The 19,142-nt window shown below is 58.2% G+C and carries 15 protein-coding genes and 2 pseudogenes; 8 read left to right on the forward strand and 9 right to left on the reverse strand.

Annotated elements, in window-relative coordinates:
- Positions 1 to 74 precede the first annotated feature (74 nt).
- Genes CSK29544_RS15320 through CSK29544_RS15350 form a run of 7 tightly spaced genes read right to left on the reverse strand, consistent with a single transcriptional unit; the run spans position 75 to position 11,474 of the window.
- Positions 75 to 2,282 carry a glycoside hydrolase family 2 protein gene (locus CSK29544_RS15320; protein ID WP_038860001.1) on the reverse strand — a complete coding sequence of 736 codons (2,208 nt, stop codon included), beginning with the start codon at positions 2,280 to 2,282 and terminating at the stop codon, positions 75 to 77.
- Complete coding sequence (locus tag CSK29544_RS15325) at positions 2,282 to 4,963, reverse strand: hybrid sensor histidine kinase/response regulator (RefSeq protein ID WP_029039113.1); 2,682 nt, start codon at positions 4,961 to 4,963, stop codon at positions 2,282 to 2,284. The genes CSK29544_RS15320 and CSK29544_RS15325 overlap by 1 nt, the downstream gene beginning before the upstream one ends.
- A complete protein-coding gene (locus tag CSK29544_RS15330; RefSeq protein ID WP_007900213.1) occupies positions 4,960 to 5,397 on the reverse strand; it encodes a globin family protein in 438 nt (145 codons plus the stop codon). The genes CSK29544_RS15325 and CSK29544_RS15330 overlap by 4 nt, the downstream gene beginning before the upstream one ends.
- The gene (locus CSK29544_RS15335; protein WP_014728869.1) at positions 5,394 to 6,791 is read right to left on the reverse strand and encodes a DUF3131 domain-containing protein; all 1,398 of its coding nucleotides are present in this window, start codon (positions 6,789 to 6,791) and stop codon (positions 5,394 to 5,396) included. Before CSK29544_RS15335 ends, CSK29544_RS15330 begins: the two co-directional genes overlap by 4 nt.
- On the reverse strand, positions 6,776 to 8,326 hold the full coding sequence (locus CSK29544_RS15340) for a DUF3131 domain-containing protein (protein WP_007867816.1): 1,551 nt from the start codon (positions 8,324 to 8,326) through the stop codon (positions 6,776 to 6,778). Before CSK29544_RS15340 ends, CSK29544_RS15335 begins: the two co-directional genes overlap by 16 nt.
- Positions 8,323 to 9,663, reverse strand: a complete 1,341-nt coding sequence (locus tag CSK29544_RS15345; RefSeq protein WP_029039112.1) for a DUF3131 domain-containing protein — start codon at positions 9,661 to 9,663, stop codon at positions 8,323 to 8,325. Before CSK29544_RS15345 ends, CSK29544_RS15340 begins: the two co-directional genes overlap by 4 nt.
- On the reverse strand, positions 9,660 to 11,474 hold the full coding sequence (locus CSK29544_RS15350; protein WP_029039111.1) for a glycosyltransferase family 2 protein: 1,815 nt from the start codon (positions 11,472 to 11,474) through the stop codon (positions 9,660 to 9,662). Before CSK29544_RS15350 ends, CSK29544_RS15345 begins: the two co-directional genes overlap by 4 nt.
- A gap of 327 nt (positions 11,475 to 11,801) precedes the next feature.
- On the opposite strand from CSK29544_RS15350, the gene opgC reads away from it, so the two are divergent.
- Genes opgC through CSK29544_RS15375 form a run of 5 tightly spaced genes read left to right on the forward strand, consistent with a single transcriptional unit; the run spans position 11,802 to position 15,930 of the window.
- On the forward strand, positions 11,802 to 13,022 hold the full coding sequence (gene opgC, locus CSK29544_RS15355) for an OpgC domain-containing protein (protein WP_007900226.1): 1,221 nt from the start codon (positions 11,802 to 11,804) through the stop codon (positions 13,020 to 13,022).
- Between the two features lie 14 nt (positions 13,023 to 13,036).
- Complete coding sequence (locus tag CSK29544_RS15360; RefSeq protein ID WP_007900228.1) at positions 13,037 to 13,951, forward strand: hypothetical protein; 915 nt, start codon at positions 13,037 to 13,039, stop codon at positions 13,949 to 13,951.
- A gap of 9 nt (positions 13,952 to 13,960) precedes the next feature.
- Positions 13,961 to 15,181, forward strand: a complete 1,221-nt coding sequence (locus CSK29544_RS15365) for a PP2C family protein-serine/threonine phosphatase (protein WP_007900230.1) — start codon at positions 13,961 to 13,963, stop codon at positions 15,179 to 15,181.
- Positions 15,171 to 15,512, forward strand: a complete 342-nt coding sequence (locus CSK29544_RS15370; protein ID WP_007900233.1) for an STAS domain-containing protein — start codon at positions 15,171 to 15,173, stop codon at positions 15,510 to 15,512. The genes CSK29544_RS15365 and CSK29544_RS15370 overlap by 11 nt, the downstream gene beginning before the upstream one ends.
- A 4-nt stretch (positions 15,513 to 15,516) precedes the next feature.
- Entirely contained in the window at positions 15,517 to 15,930 is a 414-nt protein-coding gene (locus tag CSK29544_RS15375; protein ID WP_007900235.1) for an ATP-binding protein, read from the forward strand.
- A 17-nt stretch (positions 15,931 to 15,947) separates the two neighbouring features.
- On the opposite strand, the gene CSK29544_RS15380 is transcribed toward CSK29544_RS15375, so the two are convergent.
- On the reverse strand, positions 15,948 to 16,547 hold the full coding sequence (locus CSK29544_RS15380; protein WP_007900237.1) for a helix-turn-helix domain-containing protein: 600 nt from the start codon (positions 16,545 to 16,547) through the stop codon (positions 15,948 to 15,950).
- A gap of 43 nt (positions 16,548 to 16,590) precedes the next feature.
- On the opposite strand from CSK29544_RS15380, the gene CSK29544_RS15385 reads away from it, so the two are divergent.
- The 3 genes and pseudogenes from CSK29544_RS15385 to CSK29544_RS15395 all read left to right on the forward strand — a co-directional run bounded on the left by CSK29544_RS15385 (position 16,591) and on the right by CSK29544_RS15395 (position 18,148).
- Positions 16,591 to 17,280 carry a B3/B4 domain-containing protein gene (locus CSK29544_RS15385; RefSeq protein WP_007900239.1) on the forward strand — a complete coding sequence of 230 codons (690 nt, stop codon included), beginning with the start codon at positions 16,591 to 16,593 and terminating at the stop codon, positions 17,278 to 17,280.
- Between the two features lie 19 nt (positions 17,281 to 17,299).
- A pseudogene (locus CSK29544_RS15390) lies at positions 17,300 to 17,819 on the forward strand (GrpB family protein).
- Positions 17,816 to 18,148 (forward strand): DUF1493 family protein, encoded by a 333-nt coding sequence (locus CSK29544_RS15395; RefSeq protein ID WP_007900259.1) that lies wholly within the window; start codon positions 17,816 to 17,818, stop codon positions 18,146 to 18,148. The pseudogene CSK29544_RS15390 and the gene CSK29544_RS15395 overlap by 4 nt, the downstream one beginning before the upstream one ends.
- Here CSK29544_RS15395 and CSK29544_RS15400 read toward each other — a convergent pair.
- Positions 18,108 to 19,142 (reverse strand): annotated as a pseudogene (locus CSK29544_RS15400) (MFS transporter); the annotation flags it as partial. The gene CSK29544_RS15395 and the pseudogene CSK29544_RS15400 sit on opposite strands and share 41 nt — an antisense overlap.

Below are 19,142 nucleotides of genomic sequence, written 5' to 3' on the forward strand. Positions count from 1 at the left end.
CCGGGCGGCAAAGAGTTTAAGAAGAGACTGAACGCCGCGGAGCGTCCAGTTATCCGTACAGCGTGCTTAACGCCTCAGGGCGCGACGGTGGTTTCATAAAAGTTATGGCCAACCGTTTTGCCTTGCGCATCAAGAATTTCGTACTCGATGCGCAGCGCGCCTGGGGCTGAGGGAGTGAACGTCAACTGCGCCACCTGGCGACCAGAGTCAGGCGGGAGGGTCATCGGTTTGCTCTCTTGCTGCCCGGCAATGCCGGGCGTTTTTACGCGCCAGCGCAGTGTACACCCGTCGCAGGGCGAAAAACTATCGTTTATCGCCCATAATTTAACCACTCCGGGCGTGCCGGCGCGCCAGTTAAGCGTCACCGGCTCGATGGACGGCAACAGCGGCTGATACGCGCGTTGCAGCGCGTAATAACCGGCTTTCGGCTGGCGCAGATAGTCCACAACGCCCCAGTTAATCGACGGCCAGGTTTCAACAAACATAAAGTGGAACAGGGCGGTCACCGGTTGATAGCGCTGGCGACGATAACTCTCCGCCGCCATGCCCACTAAATCGGCCTGGTATTTCTGCGTGTTGTGGATAAATTCGTCCATATTTTTGCCGCGCGGAATTTTCGCAAATCCGAAGGTCTGGAACGGCTGGAAGTTATGGTATTTCCAGATTTCCCAGTCGGGATCGTCCGCTTTTGTCGAGGCGGGCCAGCGTTTGTCGGCAGGGATAATCGTTTTCAGCGTCGAGAGTTTCGGCAGCGCCTGGGCACCGAATTCCGTAATGATGCCGGTTTTCGCCGGTTGCAGCACATCCGTGGTGACCCCGAAATACCAGCCTTGCCAGTAATGTTCTTCCACCGCCGAGAAACGGTGCACGATGCGGCTGTCGTCTTTGGCGAGCGCGTCGGCGACACGTTCCGTCAGAACGCGGTTGAGATCCTTATGCCAGTCCGGGAAGCGCTTTTCCATCCACGGCGAGTTCCACGGCGGCTCATTATGACCGCCCCAGGCGATGATGGCCGGCGAATTGCCGAACTGCTCCGTCATCTCCAGGCTCTGCCGCGCGGCGTTATCGGCAAATTCAGGCGTGTCCTTATAGCCCCACTGGAGCGGCACGTCCTGCCAGATCATCAGCCCCATTTCATCAGCCATGCGGTAGAGCGGGCGGCCCGCCACGTGGCCGTGGACGCGAATGGCGTTGGCGTTCATATCCAGCACCAGTTGCAGATCGCGCCGGTACTTTTTCTCATCCATCTCGCTAAGCCACGGCGAGCCGATATAGTTGCTGCCCTTAATGAAAATGCGTTTACCGTTGAGCACCCAGCCTTGGTTATCCGGCTGCTCGACAATCTGGCGCAGCCCAGTACGGCTTGTAATGCGCTCCATCTCGCCCTTGTCGTCGTTAAACGTCGCGCTGACGCGGTAAAGGTGCGGAAAGCCGTAGCCTTTCGGCCACCAGAGCTGCGCGTTTTCCATCGGCAGCGTCAACGTCAGACGCTGCGGCGTGCTGCCGGTCGCCTCAAGTTGCACCTTCTGTTTTTGTGTAAAACGCTCGCCGCTAAAATTTGCTGGCCGGGCGCGCAGGGTTAGCTCCACCTCGCGCGCCTGCGTGGCGCGATAAACCACTTCGACGCGAAGCTGTGGTTTATCAAGCCCGTGCTGGAAATCGGGGCGCAGAATCAGGTTATCCACCGTCACGCCGCGGCTCAGATGCAGCCGCACCGGCGCCCAAATGCCGCCGGAGTTCGCGTCCTGACCGCGTGGCGACCAGGCACCACCTGGACGCGTATCGTGCTGATTCAAAACGCCTTTCACCATCGTTTTATGCAGCGGCCAGATAGTTTTGGGGTCTTCAAAGGGGCTGTCAACGCGCACCGCCAGCTTATTGTGACGTTGTAACTTTTCGGTGATGTCATATGCGAAACGCTGGAAATAGCCCTCGTGCCTGCCGAGCGGCTGTTGGTTCAGCCAGGCGTCGGCGTAGTAATCCACGCCGTCAAACACCAGCGTCGCCATCGTATCTTCCGGTAACGGCGGCAGGGTAAATTCATGGCGATACCAGAGCACGCCCTGATGATCCCAGCCCGCGGTATACCAGTTTGACGGCACCGGTAATGTGCGCCAGTCGCGCACCGGGCCTTGCTGGCCCATAAACGTCGCGTCATTGCCGTCGTGGGCGCGCCAGCCGCCCGCGAGCGACCAGCTGGCGGGCACCGGCACCGATGGCGCTTCTCTGGCGACAACCGCGCCGCTTGTGAGCATGAATAACACACAGGCCAGACGTTTCATCATCCCTCCAGCAGTTGAATCAGGAATTCACGCACGCGACGCTGCTGCGTCCCGAGCGCCTGACGCCACGCCTCGCGCTGCGCCGATGGCGCGCCAGGCTCCTGGCTTTCTATCTCCTGCAGCAGCGCAGTCAGCCCGTCAAAGCCGAACGTCGCCGCTTCGCCGCGAAGCTTATGCGCCAGCCGGTGCGCCTGCTCGCCGTCGCCTGCGGCAAGCGCGGCATCAAGCAACCCGGCCAGCTCGTCAAATCCTTCGGAAAAGAGCCCGAGCAACTCTTTTAACAGCGCCATATCGCCGTCGAACGCGGCCAGCAGCTGCGCGCTGTCCGGCAGGCCATCAGGCGGCGACGGGGCGCTTTGCGGGGCAAAGCGTGAGAGTTCGTCGGCGAGCGCGACCAGCGCCACCGGTTTTGAGAGATAGCCATCAAAGCCCATCGCGAGGCAGCGCTCTTTATCGCCCTGCATGGCGTGAGCTGTCATTACAATCGCTATCTGATGGCCGCCGCGCTGCGCCTCTTCCTGACGCAGCGCGCGGATCGCCGCTTCGCCGTCCATGACCGGCATCTGCAAATCCATCAGGAGAATATCAAAGCCGCCGCCGCGCCAGGCCTCCAGCGCCAGCAGGCCGTTATCCACCGTGACGCACTCATGGCCGAGTTTTTCCAGCAGGCGCACCGCCAGCAACTGGTTCACGGGGTTATCTTCCGCCAGCAAAATGCGCATTGGCGCGCTGTGTGCCAGTTCCGGCATCACGGGCGCTACGGGCGCGGCCTGCTCAGTTCTGGCGGGTTCCGGGCGCAGCGCCTCGCCGAGCGCACGCGCCAGCTCCTGCTGATCGACCGGCTTATTGAGATACCAGGCGATGCCGGTACGGCGCAGCGTGGAGAGATCGAGATCGCGGCTCATTGAGCTGAGCATAATAATTTTGCTGCGCGACGCCTGCGGGAGCACGGAAATCTCCAGCGCCAGCGAAATGCCGTCCATTTCCGGCATCTGGGCATCAAGGACGATCACCGGGAAATCGCTGTCATTTTCAAGCAGCGCCAGCGCGCCCGTCGCCCCGGAAACGCAGACCGGGGTTAAGCCAAGCTGTTTCAGCATCGCCTGCATCAGACGGCGGTTAGTGGCGTTATCATCCACCACCAGCACCCGCTCGCCGTTGAAATGCGTTTGCGCAGGGATTTCCGGCGTCGCCTGCGCCGCGCTTTGCAGCGGCAGGGTGAAGCTAAATTCGCTGCCCTGATTCGCTTCACTGGTGACGGTCAGCAGCCCGCCCATCATCGCCACCAGCCGCGCGGAGATCGTAAGCCCGAGCCCCGTGCCGCCGTAGCGGCGGGTCGTGGAGGTATCTGCCTGGCTAAAGGCCTCAAAAATCACCTGCTGTTTTTCCGGCGGGATGCCGATGCCGCTGTCGCGCACCCGAAAGCGCCATTCGCCAGGCTGCGGGCCAGGCGCTACAGCCAGCAGGATTTCGCCCTGATGCGTGAATTTGAGCGCGTTGCTAAGCAGGTTGGTCAGCACCTGGCGCAGACGCACAACATCGACACGCAGCGTCTGCGGTACACGCTCATCCACCTCGACCAGCAGCTCTATCTGCTTTTCGCTCGCAAGCGGCATCAGCGGGCGCACCAGCGACTGTATAAACGGCCGCAGCGCCACATACTCTTCATGCAGGACGATTTTGCCCGCCTCGATTTTCGAGAAATCGAGAATGTCGTCGATGATATGCAGCAGCGACTGCGCGGAGCTCATCACCAGCGTCAGGTATTCCCGCTGTTCGCTGTTTAAACCCGTATCGAGACAGAGCTGCGTCATGCCGAGAATGCCGTTCATGGGCGTGCGGATCTCATGGCTCATGTTGGCAAGAAACGCGCTTTTGGCCTCATTCGCGGCGCGCGCGGCGTTGGCCGCCTCGCGTGAAATCAACTCCGCCTCTTTGCGCCGGGTGATATCCTGAAGGGTGCCAATCAGGCGCTCAATCTCGCCGGTGACGGTGAGCGCGATGATCTGCCCCGAGAGCAGCATCCACAGCCACTGGCCGCTGCGATGCTGCACGCGGATCTCGCACTCAAACACCGGCATCTGGTGTTCGCTGGCGCGCTGCATCGCGCTTTTCAGCAGATCCCGGTCGTCCGGGTGGATCAGCGAGAGCAGAAAATGGCTGGTATGTTGTAGCTGACCGCGCGGCTCGCCGAGCAGATTCAGAAAAGCGTCGTTGAGATGCAGCGCATCGGTCGTGACCTGCCAGTCCCAGATGCCAATATGAATCGATTCGGCGGCCAGCAGGAAATCGTCATGCAGCAACTGGCGCGTGTTCTGCACGTTATCCAGCGCGCTGATATCGGTGTGTAGGCTGATGATGCCGCCGTCGGCGGTACGCTGATGCTGAATAAAAAGCCGCCGCTGTTGCAACTGACGCACTTCGCAGTGGCCATCGTGACGACAATTAGCGATGAGTGAGGCAACAAGCGTGTCGCGGCTGCGGCTGTCGGTCTGATAGCCCGCATGGATAAAGGATTGCGCCAGCGCGCTTAACGCCGCCCCCTCAACCAGATGCGCTTCGATGCCGGGGTAAAAACGGCTCACCTGCGCGTTCCAGGCGACCAGCCGTTCGTCTTTATCGTAAACCAGCAGGGCGGCGGGCAGCGCGTCGAGCGCCGGAGCCAGAGAGGCGCTGTTCATAATACCGCCCCAGGCTGGTAATGCAGCTCCGCCTGACGGCGCATATATTCAAGCCCCGGCGCGATGGTCATCGCCCAGGCGGTCAGCACTTCTTCGTCGCACGCCGGGTCGCGTTCCGCCACAGTATCGAGAATAGCCCGCCGCCAGTGGGCGAAGAAGTTCGGCGGCAGTCGCACGCCGTTGCTCTCCTGCTGGCGCGCCAGGCGCTCCAGAAAATCAGGCACCATCAGCACGCCATCCACCATCAGCATCGCGAAAAAGCTTTTATAGACGAAGTTGCGCAACAGCCGCGGTTCGACCGCCGCAAAATGCTGTTCGGTTTCCGGCGTCATATGAATAAAGCGGTTAAAAAAGGCGTCAAAAAAGGGCTGTTTATCGTCGTCCGGAAACAACCGGCTGTAGCTTTCGTCGAACAGATCCCGATAGAGCATCATGGGCGAACCTCCGGGCGGCTTTCGCCAGGCAGGCACTGGCGCAGGGGGTTGAACACGTCACTCAGACGGCGGCTGAAATAGCTGCCGGGCGCGGGGGCGTCGCTTGCCAGCAGCGGGCCGCCGTTCGCTTTATAGAACAGCGCTTCAAGGACAGTGGCGTTGGTGGAAAGCGTCAGCGAGCGGTTGTAGTCGCCGGTTGCCTCGACGCGCCCTTCGTACCAGCCGCGTTTTTCGTCATACATCAGGCGTGTCGCCTGCATCAGCGCGTCGGTGTACGGGGTATCCCACAAGACCCACAGCGAAAAAACCGCTTTGGTGGAAACCTGGGCGAGGCGCGGGTACTCTTTGCCGTCATCGCCGAGGGTATTCCAGGGGTAGCCATTCGCCCAGACGGTGTCCGAAGCGTGCCACGGCGCGGCGCTGGTACTGAAATCGGCGCGGGCGGTGAGAATATTCTCCTGCTGCCAGCGGCTCTCCTGGGAGAGATACACAAGCTTCGCGCGCTCGCGCAGGTTATCTATTTGCGCGCGATCGACGCCCGGCACTTCCCAGCCAAATTCGAGCCCCGGCAGCGTATAGGGCAGCGTGGTGATAAGCGACGGCTGCCAGGTCGTGCGCGGATCGCGGGCGTCCACCGGCAGCGCGCGGTCATAGAGAATCACATTCTGCGACGGCGGCCCCCAGGCTTTTGTGGGCTGGAATCCCCACAGGCTGAAGCCCGCGGCGGCGTATTCGCTTTCGCCAAGCCGAATTTCATCGCGCGGTGTCAGCAGTCCGTTTTGCATCTGCGCGGCGTAAAGCGTGCCGTCTTTATCGATGACCGGGCAGAAATTCCAGCGCATCACCACGCGTTCCAGATATTCGCTGTACTGCGGGTGATACTGCGCCACCAGACGCAGCGCCAGCATCAGCCGCGCCATATCGCGCGCCGACCAGCCCATCACGCCCGGTTTGCCGGTGAAATCCACCATCGTGGGAGACCACGTGGAATAGAGGCGGTTTGGCGTCTGACGAGGGGTGAGCGGCAGGCGATTAAGCGTGCCGAGCAGACGTGTCAGGCGCTCATCGAAAATTTTTTCGTCTATCAGATTCAGCTCGCGCGCGGCCGTCAGCGCAATCAGTGAATCGCCTATCTGCCAGAGGGACACGACGGGGCGTTTGTCGCTCCCGTTCACGAGACCCGTGGCGTCCTGGGTATTGTTTTCAAAATAACGCCAGGCGATGGCGGCCCATTCGCGCTCCTGCGGCGTGAGCGTGCTAATGCGCGCGGTGGTGTGCCAGCCCCCGTGCGAGAACCAGCGCCAGCCCGCGCGATCGTCGCGAAGCAACAGCCAGGCGAGCGCCACGCCCAGCACGGCGAGGATAAGCAGCAGGCGGCTTACTGTTTTAAGCATGTCGCGGTAACCGGTGGCAGTTTCACAGGTTCGTCCTCTTTACAGGTCGCGCACTGGCAGGCCTGACAGGTCGGTTTGCTGCGTATCGCGGTGCCGTTCTGCTGACACCAGTTCTGGATGCCAGGCGTCATATTGAGGAACGGGCGGTTGCGACGCGAGTTGTTCTCCTCAAACAGATCGACCAGTTTTTTCTCCCACATGGACGGGGCGTAATTTTTATTTTTTGGATCGTTGGTGTTAAAGCGCAGCAGCTTGCCCTGTTTCTTAAAGAGCAGCGCTTCCAGCATGATGCCGTTATTGTTACCGGTGAAGGCGTTAATGGGCCCGTCGCCGTTCTCATAGATACCTTCGTAATAGCCCTGTTTCGGATCGTTGGCATTTTCAATGGTGGTGAAGAGACGGTCGGTATAGGGTGAATCCCACAGCACCCACATGCCAAGCGCTGCCTTGAGCGACACCGCCGCCGCCTGCGGCACATACTGGCCCTTGTCGGTGATGGTGTTCCAGTTAAAGCCGTCGCTGAACACGGTGTCGTAAACGAAGTACGGGGATTTATCGAGCTGATGCTCAGAGCGTGCGGTCAGCACGCCGGTGATGGTGTAGCGGTTCTCCTGCGCCTGATAGACGCGGTCAGCGAAGTTTTTCATCCACGGATGCGAGTAGTTGTTCGGGCTGTCGTCGCGATCTTTGGCGGTATCCCAGCCCATCTCCAGCCCGTAAAGCAGGTAGGATTCGGTCACCACATAGTTATGCTGGCTGGTACGGCGCGGGTCGCGGGAGTCATAAGGCACCAGCACGCAGTAGATGTCCGCCAGCGCATACGGCTCCGGACGGCTCGCCTGGCAGGTGTTAAATCCCCACAGTTGATAGCCTGCCGCGCCATACTCTTCATACCCGAGACGGCCTTCCTGAACATATTTCGGCTGGTTGTTCTCAAGATACGCGCCATACATGGTACCGCACGGATCTATCACGTTAGTGAAATCCCAGCCCAGCACGATGTTGTCGACGCTGTTGCTGTATTCCGGGTAGCGCTCTTTAACGTTCTGAAGCCATATCAGCATGCGGCCAATATCCAGCGCCGAAAAACCGATTTCGCCCGGTTTGTTCAGGTAGTTTACTTTCTGCGCCGTAATGGTGTTGTAGGCTTTGTTGGGCACCTGGTTGCGGAAAAGATCGAGTTTATTCAGCGTGCCGAGCAGCTTTAGCATCCGGCGGTCAAATTCCGCTTTGTCGATGATCCCCAGTTCGCGGGCGGCCACCAGTGCGCCGATATAAGAGCCGGTATCCCACATGGTGGTGGACGGATACTGGTTAACGGCGTTGACCAGCCCGGTCGTCGGCTGGTAGTTGACCACGAAATATTGCCAGGCGTTTTTCGCCATTTTCATTTCGCGCTCGGTCAGTTCGCCATGACGCGCCGGATAGTCGTTCGCGGGCAGTTCGCCCCGACCCTGTGCGGTGACAGTGCATCCCAGCAGCAAAAAGAGGCAGGCTACGCTGCGAATAAACAGGGGCAAAGATTTCAGACTCATGGCGTAACTCCCGCAGAAGCAGTGGCGGTGGAAGGCGTGTGCTGGCATCCCAGACAGAGCAGTTGCCCGCCCGCAATATAGGCAAGGCTCTCCAGCACCACCGCGTTGGTGTCGGCATCAATTACGTTATTCACGCTGTTATTCAAATTCAGACCACGTTGCCAGCCTTTACCCGGCACCAGTAGCGGCTGTACCTGCTGGCGCAGCGCTTCGCTCCAGCCGTTGCGAAAGAGCGCATACCAGGCGAAGGCGGAGCGGGTCGAGGTAATGGCGGTGCGCTCCGGCGCGGCTTTGTCATACGCCGTTTCGCCCGGCGCACGCTGAGGCTGGCGTTCAGGGATAGCGGTGGCGAAATCGGGCGCCTGTTCAGCATAATCCGTGCTGATGGGCGGCTTGCGCACCCGCAGGCTGTGACGGCGCTGCTGGATTTGCATGATGCGCCACGCGACTTCGCCACTCTGCGCGTCAAAGCCAAGCTCAAGCCCGGTTAACAGCCAGGGGAGACTCACCAGCGAGGGCTGTTTGCCCCACGGTGTGCGCAGCCCTTCATCCGGCACCATGATCCCGTCGATGTCGATCATGCTCTGACCCTCCGGCGGCTGCGTGACGGCAAGCCCGCCGGTGGTATTAATAAAACGCAGCGTATGGCTTGCGTAAGTGCGATAGCCAAAGCTGTCGCGCGGCTCGTCGGTTGGGATAACCCAGTGGCGTACCGCCAGCGCCGCGTTGGTATTTTTCGCCTGCACAAACAGCGCGTCGAGATGCCAGTGCGAGAGCAGCGCTTTTACGGCAGGGGCATGCTGCGGGTAGTGCCACAGCAAAACCTGAAGCGCCATCAGTAACCGTCCGACGCCAATCGCGCTGCTTTCCGGCTTGCCTAAAATCTCCTGTTTATCGCCGCGGTAATACGCGGCAGGCAGGCCGTCCGGCGTCAGCGGCAGTTCGCCCAGCGCGAACAGCGCCTGGCTGATGCGTTCGTCAAATTCGTCACGGGTGATCACGTCCAGCCGGTAGGCCGACACTGCCGCCAGCAGATAACTGCCGGTGCTCCAGAGGCTGAACCACGGCGCGCCGTCCTGAGCGTTCACCAGCCCGTCGGGGCGGCTGTTATTAACGAAATATTGCCAGGCCACACGCGCCCAAATCGCTTCATCAAAGGTGAGCGGGCGGGCATCGGGCAGCGGCGGAAAATCGTCGCTTAGCGTCATGCCGCTGCTGCTCTCCACGCGCGTCGGCATCTGGCGCTCCACCCAGACCACCACCGCGAACCCGATCAGAAATCCCACCAGAATGGTGATATAACTGCGCGCGCTAAGCAGCGCACTGGAGACTTTCATGCGCCGCTCTCCTCATCCGCGGGCTGCCACATGGCGGCCATGATCATGGGGAGCATGGCGGCGATATTCACCGCGCCCCAGAAGATGTTAATCACGTAGCCGGACGGGTCATCGACCGCGCCGCGCGCCACCTGGATACCGCCCCAGATAAGCCCGATAAGCGTCAGCACCACAATGGCGATTTGCGGTTTCACCAGATAGAGAAACCGCCCGGTCTGGCGCTCTTTGGGCGTGACGTGAAACTTAATCTGTTCACCGCGCAGCACCGTATCGAGCGCTTTTAAGTTCATCGAGAAAAACGACAGATACGAGGCGCGCCCGTCCCACGCGGAAATTCCCCAGGTACCGAACATAAACGCCAGCTCCGAGACAATGAAAAAAGGCAGAAAGTGCAGATAAAAGGGCGTCGACCACGCGGAGACGGGCGGGATGCCGGTAAAGAGATAAATCAGCGGCGAGACAAGAAACACCGTATTCCAGATGCAGGCCAGATAAGACCAGAACGTGGTGGCGTACATCAGCGTTTGTGGCAGCGAGAGCTTAAAACGGCGGCGGCTGAAGATATTGTCGTGAAAGAGAATATCCAGCGAACCCGCGGCATATTTGAAGCGCTGGATAATCCAGGTGAGCATATCCTGCGGCGAGAGCATTTTCGATTCGATGCGAGGGTGCATCACCGAGCGCCAGCGGCGCGCGCTGTCGCCATGCAGCACAATGGAAGTGTAGATATCTTCTGAAACGTGAAATTTATAGGGCGTCAGCTCGGTGTCATAGAGCACATGCGGGCGCATCGCGTCCTGAAGCGCTTCGCGCATCGACGGGTCGCGGATATCGCGCGTGTGGCGGTCAATCTCTTCTTCCACCGTCCAGACATAGCTGCGCAGCGCCGCCTGCATAATCGCCTCGCGGCGGTGCACCGACGCCGCGCCACAGCAAAAGGCCGCGTTGGCCCAGTTGCGACGGCGCAGGATCACGTCATAAAACATGCGCGGATCGTTAAAGAACGGATCGCGCCCGATGGTCACCGGGCCGACGATTTTCTCCGACAGCCAGCCGAGCGCGTAACCCGGTTTGCCCGCTTTACGTGACAGCCAGCGCGGTAGCCGCTCGCCTTCGGGGAGATCGAAAAACCACTGCGGCGTCTGTACCCAGGCGACATCCGGGTCGCGGAAATAGCCGAGCGTATGCTCAAGCAGCGTCGGGAAGACGCGGGTGTCGGCGTCGCAAATCACGATAAAATCGCCGTCGGTCTGCTCAAGTCCATTACGCAGGTTGCCCGCCTTAAAGCCGATATTGGTTTCGCGGGTAATGTAATTGACGCCTTCTTCTTCGCAGACCGCCCGCATCGCGGGCCTGCGGCCATCGTCCAGCACGTGTATACGGTAATCGAGCGGGCCGGGGTAGCGCATTTTCAGCGCATCCTGAATGGAGAGCCGCACCAGCTCGACATCTTCAGAGTAGGTGGCGATAAAGAGATCGACGCGTACCGGGCGCGGCTCGGCCTGGTCTTCCGCGTTCAGACAGTCGTTAATATCCAGCGGGGCGGGCTGCTGCGGCGGGTCTTCTTCCCGCCAGAGATTAATGGTGAACAGCACGGTGCCAATCCAGGCGCAGGTTTCAGCGATGACCAGCGGCAGGGCATACCACAGCGCGTCCATATTGAGCGATTCCATCCAGCGCCAGCGAATATAATTCGCGCCCAGCACCAATGCCGCGACCGACATTATCTGCCAGAGAATTTTCACGACGCGGGGCGTTTCTAAGGGCTCCGGCGGTTTACGGTTTTCAAAACGCGAGAAATAAAAACCCATAGCGGCATCATCATCCAGACACAACAAAGACAGTGGCGTTGAATAATTATCAATGGTAACTATTCATCGTCAGCGAAATATCTCTGGTTCAGTTTTAGATTCGTTTTAAGTTTATGAAGTGATTGTAGATGCCCGCGCTGAACTTTCCAGAAAGATAAATTGATGGCGCGCTTTGCGCCGTTTCGCTTTTTCGTTTACCACTGCGGGAAAATATATTTTCCGCGAAACGCTGACAGCCGCTTATTGCCGTATACACTTTCCTGATAATACTCAGAATATATTGCGCTGCCCGGAGCAGGCGGCCCCAGCCGATAAGAAACCGTGCCGATGAGCGATACTGCAAGCGTAGCTTCAACCCGCGATATACCGCGCGTGCGCGTCTCCTGGCGCTATGTGGCGGCCGACCGGCGCGATCTGCGTATCGACCTGATGCGCGGCATTGCGCTTGTGATGATGGTCGTCGCGCATACTGAAGTGATGTCGATATTTAATATATTGACGTGGGAGCGTTTCGGATTAACCACAGGCGCTGAAGGCTTTGTGATCCTGGCCGGTTTTATGCTCGGCATGCTTAACCGCCAGCGGTTGCAAAAAGCGGTATTACTGACGGTAGGCTGGACACTCTGGCGGCGTGCCTGGAAGATCTATCTGGTTAATATCATTATTATCCTGAGCGTGCTGCTGTTATCGAAAATACCTTTTATTAATACGTTTGAAATAACCCACTTTGTGGACCGTTACTCGGGGAATAGCTGGTCGTTGTTTCCCACCACGCCGCAAATTAAAGAAACCTGGTTCAACATTATTTTGTTTTTACAGATTGGCCCGCACCAGACCCAAATTCTGGGGCTGTATGTCTTTTTACTGCTGTTAAGCCCGCTTTTTCTCGCCTTACTGCACTATCGTAAAACCGCCTGGCTGATTGCCGGTTCGGCAGGGGTGTATGGCCTGTATCAGGTGACGTCGTTTCGCCTCACCGAGAGCGAATTTGAGTTCGCGTTTCCGCTGATGGCCTGGCAGCTCATTTATATCATCGGGATGTGCTGCGGCTGGTATAAGGACGAACTGTTATCACTCGCGCGCACCGGCCCCGGCAAAGTGACCGTCGCGTTTATGATCATCTGTGCGCTGATACTGATGTTTATCGCCCAGAATCATACCAACCCCTTTATGCCGCCGGGCCTGCTGCTGCATATCATTCCGCCCGCCGATTTCAATGCGCTCTACCATACGTGGGCCGCCAAAAACGCACTCGGGCCGCTGCGGGTGCTGAACGATTTTTGTCTGATGGTGGCAGTTTATGCGCTGCTTACCTGGTGCTGGACCCCCATTTACCGCCTGACCGGCTGGTTTCTGATCCCGCTTGGGCAGCACTCGCTCTATACCTTTATTTTGCATGTGTATGTGGTGCTGCTGGTAAGCCAGGTGGTGCATTTCGATTTATGGCATCAGGCCTGGCTTATGAACACACTGGTTCATAGCGTGGCGCTGGGCATTCTCTGGCTAATGGCGAAGTATGACGTCGCCGGACGCTGGATCCCCAATTAAGGAACGACAAGGGTATGACGAGGATATATCACTGCGTTGGTCTGGCGATGCTTACGCTTGCGGGCTTCCCGTGTCATGCTGACCAGCAGCCTGCGAGCACGCAGAGTGGGGCGAGTGCGGATAACGAATCCGAGCCGATTCAGGCGGGCGTTTTCACGAGCCGCTGGGGACGGCTGTTTTCGGGCAACGACAAAAAATTCTCCGGCGCGCTGAGTTTTAACAGCGGGCTGAAAGAGCAGTACGTCACGATCCCAAACAGTAGTGATACGGCGACGCAGACCAATAAAATTAACCAGACCGTCAACCTGAGCCTGCAATATTCGCCGTGGAGTTATCTCTTCGCCAACGTCACGCTGCGCGCACCGGTGCGTGATTTAACACGTTATTCCAGCGATTTCCGCTACAGCTTCGGCTATGACGACTGGCACGCCAATACCTTCAGCCTGGTGTACAGCAACTACGGCGATAACCATATCTGGCCATCGGGCAACAAACGTCACACCTATTTTGAACAGGGCGGCGTGACGGCAGCCTATAAATTCTCGCTGCCGAAACCGCTTGAGAAACATCTGCTGATCAATAAAGGCGATTCCATTATCTGCCAGGTGGGCTACACGTGGGTGCCGCGCTATTACGATCTCAACAGTAACGACATTCGCAGCAATAAAAATGTGGTGCTGGGCGGTTGCGGCTATACGCTCAAACAGCATTTCTTTGTGCGCGCCACGGCGTTCTGGTTCCCCGACAGCAGCCAGCAACAGCCGTGGAACGGCGATTACAGCTACAGCTTTGGCTACGCAGGCTATACGCCGGGCTCGTTCTCAATTCAGTACGCCAACTACAGCGGCACGCGGTATCCCGGTCATGCCAGCGGCAACGGCAAATTCCGCGAAGGCACCGTCAGCCTTATCTGGTATTTACCCCTTTAAGGAGCTTTGATGCCGGACAGACAGCGGGTTTTGATTGTTGATGACTCCACCGTTTACCGACGGCTGCTCGGCAGCATGCTCGGCAAATGGGGCTACGAGGTGCTGGAAGCGGTCAACGGCGTCGCGGCGCTGGACGTGCTGGCCACACAGCCGGTCAATATGGTGCTGAGCGACTGGGAGATGCCGGTGATGGATGGCCTGACGCTGTGTCAGGAGATTCGCGCGCGCTTTCAGGAACACTACATCTACCTGATTTTATTAACGGCGCGGGAGAGCGTGGACGACCTGGCGTTAGGATTCGAGGCGGGCGCTGATGATTTTCTCAGCAAGCCGGTAAACCAGAGTGAACTGCGCGCCAGGCTGCACGCGGGCGAGCGCATTCTGGAGCTGGAAGCGACGCTCGCGGCGCGAAATGCGCGCCTTCGCGAGGCGCTCTCGCAAATCGAAAGCGATCTCCAGGCGGCGGCGCAGTTACAGCGCTCGGTGCTGCCGGGCCGACGCATGCAATACGATAACTTTTTCGCCGACTGGCTGTTTGTGCCTTCAGCGTATGTCTCCGGCGACATCTTTAATATTTTCCCGCTCGACCGCTATCTCGGTTTTTACTGCGTGGATGTGGCGGGGCACGGCGTGGGCGCGGCGATGATGTCGCTTGCCGTGGCGCGCCAGTTTCTGCATGGGCGGGCGGTGGAGCGTTTTTTATTTGATGGCGACGGCGTCACCGCGCCGCATGAGGTAATCCGGATCCTCAATGAACGTTTCTGCCACGACGACACCGAGATAGTCAGCTATTTCACAATGATTTACGGCGTGATCGACACAGAAACCGGTGAAGGCAAGCTCTGCCAGGCCGGACACCCAACGCCGTTTATTACGCACCCGGACGGCTCCATGACCCGTATCGGCAGTGGCGGCGCGCCGGTGGGCTTGCTGGCAAGCTTAAGCTGGGAAGATGCCACGTTTACGCTTAAGCGCGGCGACCGGCTGTGCCTCTACAGCGACGGCATTACGGAGTGCGAAAACCCACAGCAGGAGCAATTTGGCCATGAGCGGCTGGAGCAGTGGTTACAACGTCACGTTTCCAGCCCGCTTGACGCGATTTTTCCGGCCCTGCACGACAAGCTTGTCGACTGGCGCGCCAGAACGCAGGGCGATCAGGTGGCGATGGCCGACGACGTCTCACTGTTAATTATTGAACGAAGCCACGAGGGAGTGCGCGATGAATCTTGAGACTGAACATCTGGACGGCATAAGCGTGATAACGCCGGTGGCACGACGGCTGGACGCCTCGGTCGCCGCCGCGTTTCGCCAGGGCGTAAGCGAAGAGATAGCCCGCACCACGGGCGGGCTGGTTATCGATTTCTCGCGCGTCGATTTTATCGACAGTAGCTGCCTCGGCACGCTGATTGCACTCTTTAAGCAGATGAACGGCAAGGGAGAGATGGCGCTGTGTTCGCTGAACAGTAACATCATGAATATGTTTAAGCTGACCCGCATGGACCGCGTATTTATCCTCTGCCCGGATCGCGCCGCTGCGCTGGCCCGGTTGCAAAAAGGATGAACCGGTGAGCGCCACGCTGACGCTTCCCGCGCGCCTCGATGCGCTTGGCCCGCTCGCCGACGCGCTGGCGCAGTTTATGGCGCCGCTACCGGTGGACGACGGCTGGCGTTTCGAATTCGATCTGGCGGTGTGCGAGGCGGCGGCGAACGTGATTCGCCATGCGCTGCAAGAGACGCCGGAGCGCACGTTTACCGTTGAATTTCAGCAGGGTGAAGCCGCCGCGCGAGCTGTTTTCACCGATAACGGCAATGCTATCCCCGACGGCAAACTGGACGCCGCGAGAGCAGGCGCAAAGGATGACGACGTTGCGCTGATGAGCGAAGGCGGGCGAGGGCTGATGCTGATCGTTGCCTGTGTCGACGACGTGGATTACCGGGCGGGGCAGATAAACCGCCTGACACTCTGCAAGCGGTTTTAACGTGACGTTGTCACGAATCAGTGGGGTTCATTAACCGTCATGGTAAAGATAAGCGTCTCCTGCTGTTCATTCGCGTAGCGGTGCGGGGCATCGGTGCGCGCCACGGCGGATGCGCCCGCATGGACCTGCAACACTTCATCATTGACGCCAAGCGTCAGTACGCCTCGCTCCACATGTAATAGCTCAGACGTTCCCTGCGGATGGCCCGGCGAGGTAAACACATCGCCCGGCTGCAACTCCCAGCGCCACAGCTCCACCATATTCGGCCCGCTGGTTCCGGCAAGCAGACGCGCCGTACCGCCATGGTCACCTGTCCACAAAACCGGGATTTGCGTGGCTTCTATCAACCGCGCGGCAGGCTGGCTCGCCACATCCAGCAGGTCGGCTACTGATAACCCCAGCGCGGCGGCGACCTTGCAGAGGATAGCGATACTCGGGTTAGCCGCGGCTTTTTCAAGCTCAACCAGCATACCTTTGCTGACGCCCGCACGCTGAGAGAGCGCATCCAGCGTCACTTTATGTTCCTTACGCCAGGCTTTCAGCTTTTGCGCCAGAGCAACGCTAAGCGAGTCAACATCAGCGCCTGGTTCAGTCATTATATTGACTTTATGGGTCACTGGTCATTACCATGAAATAAAATAGTCATTACGGGATTATCTGATGAAACCATTAACACCGTCAATTGCCCCGGAGATCGCCCGTCTCGCGCCGGGGTTCCGGGCTATCAGCATTAACGTTATTGCCGCGCCGCTGGCAGATGAAAGCGTGGGAAGAAGGGCGCTGGAAGCTGCCTGCCGCCACGTGCAGGAGAACGATTTCCCCTGGGCGCAGTCGCATCTTGCTGCATGGGACGCCGTTTTTCAGGCATTCGGCGCAAAGCCGAAACGCACGCCGTGTTCCGCCCAGGCGCTGCGTAAACGGGTCGCGCGTGACGGCGCGATGGCGTCGCTCGATCCGGTGGTCGATCTCTATAATGCCGTGAGCATCAAATACGCCGTGCCAATTGGCGGGGAAAACCGCGCGGCATACCAGGGTGAGCCGCGTCTGGTCATTGCCGACGGCAGCGAAGCGTTCGATACCTTTAAAGACGGCGAGCCGGTGAATGAATCCCCGGAGCCTGGCGAACCGGTCTGGCGCGATGACGCGGGCGTGACATGCCGCCGCTGGAACTGGCGTCAGGGCGTGCGCACACGGCTGGATTCGCAGGCGCAGGAGATGTGGTTTATTCTGGAATGCTTACCGGCCATGCCGGAGGAAGCCGCCGACGCCGCCGCGCGTGAACTGGCCGAAGGCCTGGCCGCGATGATGCCGGGCGCGCAAATCACCACAGAAACGGTTCAGCCAGGCTGACCGTATACAGGAGAAAATGATGGCCGGACGACAGATAGTGCTGGAACCTTTACAACCCGGCCTGGCCTGCGCAATTTGCTGAAGAAGAGAAAAGGGTGCGTGAAGTGCTCGGCGACGTTGCGCTGGCCGTTCATCATATTGGCAGTACGTCGGTGCCGGGGCTCGCGGCCAAACCGGTTATCGATATGCTGATTGAGGTCTCCGGTTTAAGCGCGCTTGATGACTGCAACGCCGTGATGCAGGCGCTGGGCTACACGCCGCGCGGTGAGTACGGCATTCCCGGCAGGCGTTACTTTATTAAAGGCCACGCTGTGCGAACGCATCATATTCACGCATTCGTGGCAGGCAGCCATCACGTAACGCGGCATCTGGCGTTTCGTGACTATCTGCGCCGGCATGATGACGTCATGCAGGAATATGCGCAGATAAAATTTACGGCCGCGCGCGACAGCGGTTTTCAGTCAGACGTTTACAGCGAACTGAAAAACGAGTTTATCGCGCGGGTTGAACAGCAGGCGCTTGCGCGGAGGCAGCAATGAACAGCGACAGCCTGGAAGCGCAGGTTTATGCCCATGTGCGCAAGCATGACGGCTTTTATCTGTTCGGTAAACCTGAACTGACCGAACAGACCGATCTCGATTTTGACCTGCAGCTGGACGAGGACGAAGCGCTGGCGCTGATGGAGGATTTTTTTACGACATTTAGCGTGGCGCGGGGAAATTTCTCCATTACGACTTACTATCCGCCCGATCCACCGCTGAGCGTTATGCTCAATCCATTTCGTAAACGCGAAATCCCCATAGTGCCGTTTTTTACCATCGGCATGCTTATTGAATCTGCCCGGGCTGGCCGCTGGCTCTATGACTAACGGCGCGTTTGGCCAGTTTTTTCTGCAGTATGACCACCAGGACGGGAAATCCCGCCGCGCTCAGCGCACTTATCACCAACAGGCTGTTCAGGTTTTGCGGGTTTATTACGTGCTCAGGAAGTAATAAAGAAGATAGAAAGAACGCGAGCGTGGTTATCAGATACATTATTGCTGTCTGTAGTGACGAAAAACTGGCTCTTTGCTCATTTGCAGGGTAGTGCATCGCCAGCGCCGAGGCGCAAACCAGTCGGCTATAGGACGCGCCAAGAAACAGGGTGATAAAGAGAAAAACATTATTAAATCCCATCGCAGGAATGAGCAAGCTTACCACAAATAACAGCGTTGAAAGGATAGACAGGGCCAGCGCAGATATTTTAGATATAAGAATCCCTGTTATTTTCGTAGACGCATAACCTGCAATGCCACCACTTAAAAATAATAACGGCAGGAGAGATTCCTGTGCGCCCATAAACTGAATCAGTAAAGGCGTTAAAATAGGGATAATAAGCATGGGGCTAAATTGCACCAGTGCCGTTGATGATGCAAAAAGTAAGGTTTGACTATCAAAAAAGAGCTTAGTCTTTATGCCTGATGAAACCGCGTCGCGGGGAAGGGTAAACACAATTAGCGGCAAACAAACCAGGCATAACGCACTGATTAACCACAACGAAGCCTGCCAGCCATAATGGGTACATAAAAACATGACCGCTGGCATACCGACGATACTCACCATCGAAAATGAAGCTATCACCGTGGCCAGCATTTTCCCGCGCAATGGTGCTGGGGCAGAATTTATTAAAATACTCATACCCACACCCATCGTCGTACCACCCACCAGGCCTGCGCAGAAACGTATTATCAGAAGCGTGCCAAAATGCGTGGTCACAGTGCACAAACAAGTAAATATTCCAAGCAGCAGCATATTGCGGAATATAAATCGCTTTTTATTAAATCTCTCAACCCAATAAAACGCCGCTACGCCAGAAATAACCGC

The sequence above is a fragment of the Cronobacter sakazakii genome (assembly GCF_000982825.1).
In the GTDB taxonomy this organism is placed as follows: Bacteria; Pseudomonadota; Gammaproteobacteria; order Enterobacterales; family Enterobacteriaceae; genus Cronobacter; species Cronobacter sakazakii.

What these genes read in the sequence shown, in the direction of transcription:
- CSK29544_RS15320 (WP_038860001.1), bottom strand. Translation starts at nt 2,282, where the DNA reads ATGAAACGTCTGGCCTGTGTGTTATTCATGCTCACAAGCGGCGCGGTT.
- CSK29544_RS15325 (WP_029039113.1), bottom strand. Translation starts at nt 4,963, where the DNA reads ATGAACAGCGCCTCTCTGGCTCCGGCGCTCGACGCGCTGCCCGCCGCC.
- CSK29544_RS15330 (WP_007900213.1), bottom strand. Translation starts at nt 5,397, where the DNA reads ATGATGCTCTATCGGGATCTGTTCGACGAAAGCTACAGCCGGTTGTTT.
- CSK29544_RS15335 (WP_014728869.1), bottom strand. Translation starts at nt 6,791, where the DNA reads ATGCTTAAAACAGTAAGCCGCCTGCTGCTTATCCTCGCCGTGCTGGGC.
- CSK29544_RS15340 (WP_007867816.1), bottom strand. Translation starts at nt 8,326, where the DNA reads ATGAGTCTGAAATCTTTGCCCCTGTTTATTCGCAGCGTAGCCTGCCTC.
- CSK29544_RS15345 (WP_029039112.1), bottom strand. Translation starts at nt 9,663, where the DNA reads ATGAAAGTCTCCAGTGCGCTGCTTAGCGCGCGCAGTTATATCACCATT.
- CSK29544_RS15350 (WP_029039111.1), bottom strand. Translation starts at nt 11,474, where the DNA reads ATGGGTTTTTATTTCTCGCGTTTTGAAAACCGTAAACCGCCGGAGCCC.
- opgC (WP_007900226.1), top strand. Translation starts at nt 11,802, where the DNA reads ATGAGCGATACTGCAAGCGTAGCTTCAACCCGCGATATACCGCGCGTG.
- CSK29544_RS15360 (WP_007900228.1), top strand. Translation starts at nt 13,037, where the DNA reads ATGACGAGGATATATCACTGCGTTGGTCTGGCGATGCTTACGCTTGCG.
- CSK29544_RS15365 (WP_007900230.1), top strand. Translation starts at nt 13,961, where the DNA reads ATGCCGGACAGACAGCGGGTTTTGATTGTTGATGACTCCACCGTTTAC.
- CSK29544_RS15370 (WP_007900233.1), top strand. Translation starts at nt 15,171, where the DNA reads ATGAATCTTGAGACTGAACATCTGGACGGCATAAGCGTGATAACGCCG.
- CSK29544_RS15385 (WP_007900239.1), top strand. Translation starts at nt 16,591, where the DNA reads ATGAAACCATTAACACCGTCAATTGCCCCGGAGATCGCCCGTCTCGCG.
- CSK29544_RS15395 (WP_007900259.1), top strand. Translation starts at nt 17,816, where the DNA reads ATGAACAGCGACAGCCTGGAAGCGCAGGTTTATGCCCATGTGCGCAAG.